General features: G+C 32.6%; 7 protein-coding genes. All 7 read right to left on the reverse strand.

What is annotated here, in order from left to right; genetic code table 11:
• Window position 1: 1 nt before the first annotated feature.
• The gene (locus HGJ91_RS11440) at window positions 2–2,392 is read right to left on the reverse strand and encodes a hypothetical protein (RefSeq protein WP_291347884.1); all 2,391 of its coding nucleotides are present in this window, start codon (window positions 2,390–2,392) and stop codon (window positions 2–4) included.
• Window positions 2,393–2,671: 279 nt separating this feature from the next.
• Entirely contained in the window at window positions 2,672–3,265 is a 594-nt protein-coding gene (locus tag HGJ91_RS11445; RefSeq protein ID WP_291347885.1) for a hypothetical protein, read from the reverse strand.
• 14 nt (window positions 3,266–3,279) lie between these two features.
• A complete protein-coding gene (locus HGJ91_RS11450; protein ID WP_291347886.1) occupies window positions 3,280–4,161 on the reverse strand; it encodes a hypothetical protein in 882 nt (293 codons plus the stop codon).
• 198 nt (window positions 4,162–4,359) lie between these two features.
• Window positions 4,360–4,995 (reverse strand): hypothetical protein, encoded by a 636-nt coding sequence (locus HGJ91_RS11455; protein WP_291347887.1) that lies wholly within the window; start codon window positions 4,993–4,995, stop codon window positions 4,360–4,362.
• A 31-nt stretch (window positions 4,996–5,026) separates the two neighbouring features.
• Window positions 5,027–5,767 (reverse strand): hypothetical protein, encoded by a 741-nt coding sequence (locus tag HGJ91_RS11460; RefSeq protein ID WP_291347888.1) that lies wholly within the window; start codon window positions 5,765–5,767, stop codon window positions 5,027–5,029.
• Window positions 5,760–9,869 carry a hypothetical protein gene (locus HGJ91_RS11465; protein ID WP_291347889.1) on the reverse strand — a complete coding sequence of 1,370 codons (4,110 nt, stop codon included), beginning with the start codon at window positions 9,867–9,869 and terminating at the stop codon, window positions 5,760–5,762. Before HGJ91_RS11465 ends, HGJ91_RS11460 begins: the two co-directional genes overlap by 8 nt.
• 1 nt (window position 9,870) lies before the next feature.
• Window positions 9,871–10,757 (reverse strand): hypothetical protein (locus tag HGJ91_RS11470; protein ID WP_291347890.1); only part of this gene is annotated, 887 nt, incomplete at its 5' end.

Below are 10,757 nucleotides of genomic sequence, written 5' to 3' on the forward strand. Positions count from 1 at the left end.
TTTATAATCCTTTATTCAATAACTTTTGAATATTATATTTCTTGGATCTGTTATCAAAAATATATTCGCCACCATCCAAAATGCTACAAATATCCTTTTGAGAAGCTTCATTTTCTAATTTGATTTGAGAATATGATATTTTGTTATCGTCGTTTTTGGCTAGGATAATTGATTCAGCGTCTCCATAAACAACAATTGCCGGATTATGGGTAACAAGAAATAATTGCTTTTTAAATTTCAAATCCCTGATAAGGTCTACTAATTGCTCAGAAATAAACTTATTGCCTAAATTGTCTTCAGGTTGATCAATCAAGATTAAACTTGAAGAGGGGTTATTGAGAATAACTTGAAGATACTTCTCTGAGTTATAACCTGGGCTATTATTTTTCGAGTTTGATCCATCTTTGTATTCGAGATAATCATCCGGGTGGTCAAAACAATTTAATAGAGTTGTGAGCTGAGTTCTTATTTTCTTTTTTAAACTTTCAGGTTCATTGTTTCCGAAATTTTTTATAGAACTCTCACTATTCAGGAGTTTTAATAGACATAGATATAAACTTGTCTTATCTACATTTTTTATTCCGTCCATAATAAGACCGCTGATTTTTTCTTCGTTTTGAATTTCTAAACATAGTTTGCTCTCTGAATTCAAATCAATCGTTTCTTTATGTGTGCAATTATATTCCTCTATAGCGTTGGAATCATTTTTCAATTTAACCAAAGTTTTAAAATATCCTCCGATATCATCAACCATCTTTTTTATTGATTCTTGAGCCTTGGCTTTTTCTTGTCCCTCAGTATTTAATGCAGAATTAGCTGCCTGGATATTTTTATCAACTTTGTCTAAAAAATCATCAATACTGTTTCTCATTGATATTGCATTGTCTATCTCTTCTTTCTTTTCCTGAATTAAATTTTCAAATGCTTTAATTATTATTAATTCTTCTTCGTTTATCGAAAAATATTCTGACTTAGTTAAACCCGCAACGCCTTCAATCAAATTAGCTAATAATTCTTCATTTTCAGAGAGATCTTCTAATGTGTTGTGTGATTTTTTGATAGTTGGGATATCTGCTTTTATCAGAAATTCACCACTCAAAAACTTTTTAAGGGTGTGATCATGCAGAATTGTTTTTTCTGTTATTCCTGAGTCAAAAAGGTCTTTATAGGCTCTGTGCAGAACTTCAATTTTTTTCTCCAAGTCACTTTTTTTGTTTAGAAACTGCGTCCTTGTGTCATTGTACTGATCAATCTTTCCTGTTTTTTTTGCTAAATCTTCAAGTTTATTGTTTTCAAAATAATTTACTATATCTCCCTGATTGATCTGAACAATTGATGTGTCTATTGAGGTCTTAGCTCTACTGTTTTCATCGTATTTTGATTTAATTCCTATTTTCAAATCTTCTACAATAGAATCATACCTATCATTTTTTTTTAAAGTATCAATACTTCTATTTAATATATCTAATAGCAGACTTTTCCCACTAGAACGGCCACCAACAATCACATTTAAATGGGGGCTAAAATCGAGGGATGAGTCAGCAATATTTGTGCTTGAATTGATCTCTAATGTCTCTATACAATTATTGATTTGGTTAATGATTTTGAAATTGGAAGTAGACTTAATCCTTGATTTAGGATCAATAAATGCCAGTCGAAGAGTTTCATAGTTCTTACTTCCTTTTATGTAATAGAAATCATGGTCACCTTTGTCACCTTTATGCGCGCAAGGGTATCTCTCAATATTGTGGTTGTCAGAAAACTCAATGTAAGCATAGTCATCTTTTTCCCTGAAAGCTTCATGCAAAATTTTATCAAAATTATCATTATAGATTTGTCTTTTTTTTTCTTTAACTTTTTCAAGAGGGCTTTGTAAAAGAATGAGCATTTTCTGAGCTTCTTCGATTTCCCCTTTGTATCCCTTTACGATACTTGCTGTATTTCCTGCATGGGGAATAAAAAAGAAATCATCCTCAGGAAAAATATTTATAATTTCATCTATATTTAGCTTTCTTGATTTTATCCCCAATTTTTTTTCTTTATAGGAGTCTTCAAGGCGTTTGTTAATATCCTTTGCATTCTCATAGTCGCTATAATTAAAGATAAGAAGCGAGTGATATGTTTTGTAGTTTCTTTCAATATCTAATTCTATCCCTAATAATAAAAGAGGATCATTTTCGGAATTATAATTTTCATAATATTCTTTGTATGCTGGCAGGTTGATAATATTATGATCAGTTAACGAAAAAATCTGAACCTCTTCCTCTTTTAATTTTTCATGTAAGGTTTTGACTGAAAAAGTACCTGTATAATCGTTATTTTTGGTCTTTTTACTCCAGTCAGTATGAATATGCAGATCAATTCTTTGCCAATTAGAGTATTTAATATTCATTATATGGTTCCTTAAAACCTCTTCTTAAAATATTAGGAGAACGTTCCAAATAACCGGTACAAATGGAGCGTAGCGGAATTTGTATCCGTGTTCATTTGGATTGTTGTAATCCATATAAAATTCTTAAAATGCTGTTTTTGGGGTCGAAAACATTAACCTAAGACAATTTTCGGGGCATTTTTTCAATATATTCAGTCTCCTTGATCCGACAAGCGATCAAGCGACAGTAACGGCAGTTCTCAAGCGAGTTTTCCATTTCTGAACAACAGTAACACCCCTTCATCCCCTTTTTTCATTTTTCGACGGTATTTTACAGTTGCAATCCTCACTTGAAATAGAGTTTTTTTCATTAAACACTTTTGTAATATTGTAATATATTTTCAGCAGTACTGAAGAGGTTCGTTTTAATGCCCAATAAATAAGAAATAAAAAAACCAAAATTATAACCCATTGCCAACATAATTTCTCAAAAAAGACTATACCCCATAAAAAACTACACGGAATAATTAAAATAGCTAAATTTCGATATGCGGAATAGTAAGCCCATTGTTTATCACGATATTTCAGTACATGTTCTGGAACATTCCTCCAAAAAGATTCTGTTTCTTCAAAAGATGGACAATCTTTACACAGAAAATCATCTACGAAAAGTTCACCCAAACCAAGCCCTATTACGTCCATTATTAAGCCTAAGAGGTAAGATAGAATAATCACAGCTCCAATTAGTGAAAGAGACAGATTCTTGGATAAAAAGATAAAGGTGTCTTTAACAGCTATCGTACCGTTGATATCCAAAATAGGAATAATACTTAAAAGAATAAAGAATCCTCCCAGCAATTCACAAAGAGCTTCATTTAAATCAAGACCTCTCATTTGATACTCCTTTCCTAAATTGAATTGTTGATTTTTATCTTAAAACAATTTTCAACCCACACTGGTTTATTCCCATCGTACATTTGAATGTTGACCGGGTTTTGCAAGTGAACTTCAGAAGCCCCAAAATCCATCGCTGTACGATCATATATCTGAAACCATTGAGTCGGAGTGCAATCTGACTTCGAAAAATCTGGATGGCATCCTTTAAAGATATCTTCAGCACTTGGGATAAAAATATTTTCACATATATTCCTTAATTTATAAGCAATAACCATCAACAAGATCTTTCGCCAACCTCTGAAATGGTCTTTAATATATGAAGAATTCTTCCTCACATAGTCAGATTGCATTACTACGACAAAACAGTCCTTATTAATAATTTTGCAAAGTGAAAAACATATCGAAGAATAACCACCTTTTTTGTAGTGATTGTATGAAAACCGACACAATTTGCGTCTAATTCTTGGAGGATAAAAAAGATTGCCATTTGGCATCAATGCAATAGAATAATTCACATCTTTCTTTAAAGGAGGACAATATATTTTGATTGATTCGTATGACTTGAATGAGAAACCCCGACACCCCATTAATGAGAAATATTTTTTAAACTCTTTACTGTTTTGGATGCTTTTTATAAAATCCGTTGATTCTATTTTGTTCATTTGCCTGCCACAATAAGATTTAATGATTTCGAATAGGAAGGGGTTTTTAATTCCATTATCTGTTAGTTTGTTAATTAATAATTTTTTACTTACGGAACTACCATTTAAATGTGAAAGGATTTCAAAATTTTCTAGAGTATCGCCATAATTTAAATAATTTAAGACGTTCCAGTTCAAAATCATATGTTTATTGTTGAGACGATGTTGATGAGGTAACATGTTATCAATCAATTGAGCCTCTCGTAGCATTCATGGTGGCGTTTAGCCGCACGAGAACAACCTAAATCACCGGCTCGCCCGGTGCATTTGAATTGTTAGAGTTAAGTACGGTATCCCCCGATCTTGTCAACAAGAGTCAAATAGAGACTTGACCCCCGAGCTACAAGCCTAAAATCATTGCGATGAGCTCAATTTTTCGTACATTGCATGTTATAATCCACTCATAATTTGTTTGAAATCATTTTGCTGTTTTAGAATTGATTGTTCCAGCTTTAACAAGAGCCGTTTGTTTTCATCTGTTTTGCGAACCATAATTGCTGAAGTTGAATTTATTTTTTTTAATATCTTTTCATGCCCGTTCTCAATGAGCTCTATTTTTGATTTAATCGATTCTTGATCCTGATTTGTTGTCGTAATTTGCCCTAATATGCTATCAAATTTTGAGTTGAACTGCTTTTCAGCGTTCATAGCGGCCTTTTTTTCGGCGCTTAATAAATAAACGCCAAAAATGATGGACAAAAATGAAACAATTAGTGGAATGTATAATTGCTTTCTGTAATTCAATTTGTTGGATTCTTCATCGTTGTCATTTAAAGCCGTAGTAAATGCCTTATCTATATCTGATTCTTTACCACCTGCTGCGAGCATTGATATTTTATTGCGTACATTCATGTAAAAAACTAAACTTACAATGGCGGCAAGGAATAAAAAAATAGAATTCAAAAACACTTTGTCAAGATTTGTATGAAGGGAGATGGTAATACTGAAAAGTGAACCAATAAGAATACCAACCAGCCCAGAGTCTACATGATAAAGTACAACATCAAAACGCTTATATTTTCCCATATTTCCTCCTGAATGATAAAAGCGAATGCGTTCAATCCTGTGATGTTTTAGACAAAGCTGAAACTAAAAGACTGCGGCTGGTCACGTTAACTTGCCGGTCCAAAAAGTTATCAATGGCATCTTTTTGTATTTCTGTAATTTTTCCTTTGTCTTTTATCTGCTCGAAAATCTTTTTCAGGTCTTCAAATGTTCCATCGGATTTGAATTGTCCCCGGTATTCTAAAATGGAATTTATCTTATCCAGATAAATGTTAAACGTTTCATCTTTAAGCTTGTTCTTTATACACACAGTCACATAATTTTCAAAATAGGCATCATTGGATAAAGCTTCTCCGGCATAACCTTTTTCTACCCAGGTATAATCCACCTTCCCTTCAATTTTTTTTAGATTCCTTTTTACGTCTTTATCATTTTCCGGCGTCCTGCTTAGGAAAATCACGGGCAGACGGATATTATTGTCAAAAAAAATTTTTGCCAAGTCTATACCGGTTGGTGCTTTGTGAAATCCTATCAATTTGTGATCAATGATTAAAACATCTATTTTGTTTTCTTTTACGTACTTTACGGTTTGGTTAATGGCATTTTTTCTTTTGGATTCGCTTCTTGTGCCATACCGGCTGTTTAGCACGATTCTTATTTTTTCCGTGAATTCCAGATGGTTCTCTCCATCATTTGGCGGAAATATAATGAATTCTTGTTCTGAAAACCGCTCTTTTATTTTTTTGAATTGAGATTCTTGATTTTCAATTAACAATATTTTTGCTTCACCCATGATAATCCATTTTCAATGAAAGAGTTACAATGAATTTATATAATTTGTTGTATATCGGTTCTTCTGAAAAATCTATTTCCCCAAGTTTAAAATTTTTAAGCAGTGCCTTTATTAATGCAATCCCTGAAATTTTATTTTTGCCTTTAATGTTTGGGGATTCTTTTAATTCTGAAATCGTATCAGCTCCCACCTCGGGACCGGTATTCTCAATCTTGATAATCAATTTATCCTCTGAAATAGAATGCGTTATCCAAACTTTATTAATTTTATATCCAAAAAGCATTTTTTCTTCACCGGCTGAGAAATGCCATCTATTTTTTTTTGCATTTACAAATAATTCGAAACAGATTATGTCAATGATCTGTTTCGAGAAATGATATTCTATATTTTCAGTAGGTTCGATCAGGCTTATATCGCATGGGATTGTATTTTCAATTTCATTATAACTATAAATATCGCAGGCCATGTCCTTTAAACTCTCAAAATAGGCACTATCAATAATTTCAAGACCGTTAAACTGGTAAAATTTCTTAAAATTTTCATAGCTATTAAAATCATCGCGTAAATTCTCACGAACCGTGTTGAGCTTCATAATGGTTTGCAAGTGCTCCATATTTAAAACGATGCTTTTGTAACGAACTTTCTGTTTGGCTACATCCATTAGCATTTCACGGCTGTGTCCGGCTAAATTAACCAATCTCAAATCTTCGTAGGCTTCTTTCCAATCTCTGAACTCATCATTATTATGATGGGTTTGAATGAAATGACTTATGGAATCTCTTAAAAGCAAAAGGTATCTTGTCTTCTTTATCGGGAAGATGGACTCTTTTGAATAAAACACAATGATACCTTGTGGGTCATCTTTAACATCATTTTTTTTGTCTAAAGATAATATAGAAAATCTCAACAGCAGAAGATGTTCAATTCCCGGTAAATCAGATAAAAACTTTATTTCGGCAGGTTTTGACAAGTCTGAATATACGCTGTCCCACGTTCCATGCTCATTTTTTTTCAATTCATCAATTGTGATAGACAATTTGTTGTGTTTTTTATTTTTGCCTTCAACAAAATTAAGAATGTAATTGCCTTGGTGTGCATCCCAATATGATTCTATTTCAGACTCAGAAACACCTGAATTATAGGCTAGAAACAGATTTTTTCTGTTAATATGAGTTACACCGGATTTATATTTTACCAGTAAAAAAATACCACCACAGTCAATATCACGCCCATCACCAAAAATAATATCCTTAAGTTGCTCACAGATAAAATGCGTTTTTTCCCGTAAAGAATTATCAAAATCCTCCTGGTTTTCTATGAAAGCTTTGATGGTTAGATATTTCTGAAAACTTAAGTTTTTTTCTGGTTTGTCTTCTTGTGCTGCTGTAAAAAAGTCATTCAGTGATTTGTAACGATAATGGTTTGATCTTGCTAAATATGTGACCCGCTTCTGGATAAAATCAGAATTCCAGTGAGTTATTTTAGTGGTGACAGGACTGAATTTCTTTTTGAAATAGTCCCAAAACAGCTTTATTAAAGTTACATTTTCCTCACGTAATATTCTAAAAAGTTGACTGAAGGTTGGAGGAGGGTGTATATCACCTGTCGACACGGTATCCCCGGAAAGTGTTTTAATAATACGTTTTTCGAGTATGATGCTGCGGGAGGCGTTCAGATATAATAATTCCTTTATTTGGGCCCCGACGTATACATTGAAATCGTCAATGTTATCGATTACTGAAAAACCTTGGCTAATTATTTTAACCTGTTGGTGTAGGTCTATGTCATAAGTACGAAGGGACAAAATATCTTTCTGGGACTGTTCGAGTTGATTTATTTCTTTAACGGCCTGTTTTATTATACCTTGAAATTCTTCCAATAGTTTTTCAAAGTATTCGGAAGTGTATAAAATTTTTAAAAAATCTAAAAATCTTTTTGAGATTAAGAAGTTGGCATTCATCAGGCCAGCTCTTCTGATCAGAAATTTAAAATCCCTGATGGCTTTATAGTTGTATTCTTTATTATCGATTTGCTCTTTGAGCACTTCTATCTGTCGATTGAATAACTCGATTATCCATTCAAAACTTTTTTCTCTAATGGGCTTATATGCATTTAATGGCGGGAATGTTAGTACTTTTAACAGTATGGCAGAATCAGGCGTTAAGGGTAACAAGTCTTTCGGTGTTGTATTCAACAAATAATTACGCTCAAATGGAGATTTTTCACAGCTTCTTAAATCCTTTTGCCAACTTATAAAGTCAGTTGTTTCATTGGAGAAAAAAGCGCTTCTGTCTTTAGATGAGAAGTATTCAAATATACGATGAATGGCTTCTATTTTTATCAAATTTTTGTTTTTATTTTCAAAAGGTTGGATAGAATTTTTTTCATGTATGTTTTCCATTCTCAAAGTTAATTGTTCATAAGTCAATTTGTCTGTTTTAAGAAGATCCTCTATTTGCCTTTTTAAAATGTTATAACCAAAATTGCTTTGGTTACTTTCATCTGAAAAAGATCTGATTTCTCTAACGGTTAGCCGCTTTATCCTGTTATAAAAATGCATTTTCAATCGATCTAAAAAAGAATCATCGATTAAGGACTCAGCTCGTTTTCGGTCTATGCATAGTTTACAATCAGAATTCGCTCCTTTTAACGGAGGTAAATGAATATTCGCATAAGAATAAACCCTTTCACTATCGTTGTTTAGTTTGCGTAATATGTTTTTTTGGGTAAAAGAATCGGAGCGGTTCAATAAAAATATGCAGGCATCAAAACCATGGGGATCTTTACCGTCAATACTGCCACGGGTGTGCTTTATGAAATAATTGGTTTTGAAGAAAGTGGAACCGGTTGTGATTGTGTCATCAACAAAAAAAATTTTTTCTGCCTGATTGATTTCGCTGCCAAAAAAAGATTGAAAGTTTGCGATGTGGTCATTTGCAGCGTTATAATGTAAGATATTTGCAGAATTACTGAACAGTTCTTCATTAACAGTGTTGATAAAATCAGTGTTGCTAAAATGTTCCGGAGCAATGATGAGAACTTTATCTGCTGCACTATATTGAATGTTTGTGGCCAAATCTTTTTTAACCGAATTTTGAAGCCACTTTTCTATGGAGTCCTTATTGTCTTGAAATAATTTTTCAATATGTAAATAGAAATGGTAATGGTTGTTCCCCCGCTTAACATGACCATACTTTAGGGTGTTATTATTGATAGAAAATAAAGTTTCCTTTTCTTTTTGCGTAATTATTCGACACTTAGGATAGCTGAATATAATGGAGGGTGTTACAGAAGTCTTATCAGTCATCTGCAATACCTTTTCAGACAATGGGCATCCAGGCTTCTTGCGATCATGGCAATCATCGCAATTGTTTTTAATACAATCATTTGTTTTTGAGGATATGTCCGGAAAACAAATTTCACACCCTTCAATAACATACCATTTTGAGGGGAGGCTTAAAAAAAATTTTTGGGTTTCTTTCTTTTCTTGTTCTCCAAATGAATTGGAAACGGTTACTGTCTTTTGGCTTTGGTTGATCTCTTTCCAACCAAATTTTTTTTCGGTATCGTTCGGAAGTGTCCTGTTTATTTCACCATCAGAGATAAGCAAGACATTCAAATGAGGGGACAAAATATTTTTTTTACCATACGTTGTCCGTAATTTTTCTTCAATTTTCATTGAAGTTGAAAATGTGCTGGCAATGGGAACTATGATACTAATATTATCATACATATCATCATAGCCCTTTATTAGATTCAGATCTTCAGAATCACTAAACAGATCATGGTTTAGCTTTAACTTAATGTTTTCAGAGTTCTTAAAATATTTTTTTAGATAGTTCTTGACCATGCTGACTAATAATTCTGAATAAAGCCCGTATCCAATCAGAGTTAGACCTTCATTCTCAATGAGTATGCTTTCATGATTGTCTATAATGTTTTTTGTGATAATAAATGCAAACCTGCTTGAAAAAAAGCTGTTTTGAAAAAAGCGTTTGGCATAATAGAAATCGGAAATATGAATCTTTGACCCCAGGCGAAAATGAGATTTTAAAATTTTAAACCCTTGTATTTTTTGTATTTTTTCTTTTATCTCATCCATATTATCTGATCTGTTTTAATTCGTTTTTTAAAAGTGTAGTTGAGTTGTGTTCAAAAAGCGTAAGCCCTGTTTTATCTTTTATTAATAAATCAAAAGGGAATAAGGTGGTTGCTTCAAAGAAAAGATTGATTCTATTTAGATAAACGTCTCCTTTGGAAGCATTTATCTTTTCTTTTTCCCAATTATCAAACGGACTTAAACTAAGCGCATTATAATTATTATTTGCTATTAGCTTATTAATATACAAATAATCACTTCTTGTTTCTCCGCCTAAGGCATCCGCTAAATAGAGTTTCCCATTTAAAGTTTCCTCATAGCTGTAAACCAATGTTGCGGTGTCCATATTCCAATAGGGCAGGGATACGTTGTGCCCTAAATATAGTTTATTAACTTCAAGGAGCCTAAACAAAAGGTCTGTTTTAATATTAAATAAAATTAAATATCCACCAGGATAATTCAATTCCCAGCGGCCTATGAACCTAAAAAGCTGACTTTCATTAATTTGTTCCACGATGTTTTCGAAGTTGACGCAAATAAATGTATTTTTCTCCATTATCAGCTCTTTACAGTTTTTAAGGGAATTATCATTAAAACGATTCCATAAAGTTTCTTCGCTTTCTCCCCCGATTAAATCGAACTTTTTAATAATGGATGTGATGATGTGTCCGTCCGCCTCTTCTTGAATAGATGCTAAAGGTTTTTTTGAAAGATCTATCTCCTGGAAATTTAAAAGGTTTTCAATACTTAATTTACCTATCTCACTCTGTCCCCCTGGAATATCCATGCGTCTTTTTAAGTCAGGAAAATATTCTTTATCAATGTCAATTGGTAACCTGATTTCATAATTTGTTCCCATTAAAATGTCTTTATGCAACTCGATTTCTTTAG

This window comes from Desulfobacula sp., from assembly GCF_014237455.1.
Taxonomy (GTDB): Bacteria; Desulfobacterota; Desulfobacteria; order Desulfobacterales; family Desulfobacteraceae; genus Desulfobacula.

What these genes read in the sequence shown, in the direction of transcription:
- HGJ91_RS11440 (WP_291347884.1), bottom strand. Translation starts at nt 2,392, where the DNA reads ATGAATATTAAATACTCTAATTGGCAAAGAATTGATCTGCATATTCAT.
- HGJ91_RS11445 (WP_291347885.1), bottom strand. Translation starts at nt 3,265, where the DNA reads ATGAGAGGTCTTGATTTAAATGAAGCTCTTTGTGAATTGCTGGGAGGA.
- HGJ91_RS11455 (WP_291347887.1), bottom strand. Translation starts at nt 4,995, where the DNA reads ATGGGAAAATATAAGCGTTTTGATGTTGTACTTTATCATGTAGACTCT.
- HGJ91_RS11460 (WP_291347888.1), bottom strand. Translation starts at nt 5,767, where the DNA reads ATGGGTGAAGCAAAAATATTGTTAATTGAAAATCAAGAATCTCAATTC.
- HGJ91_RS11465 (WP_291347889.1), bottom strand. Translation starts at nt 9,869, where the DNA reads ATGGATGAGATAAAAGAAAAAATACAAAAAATACAAGGGTTTAAAATT.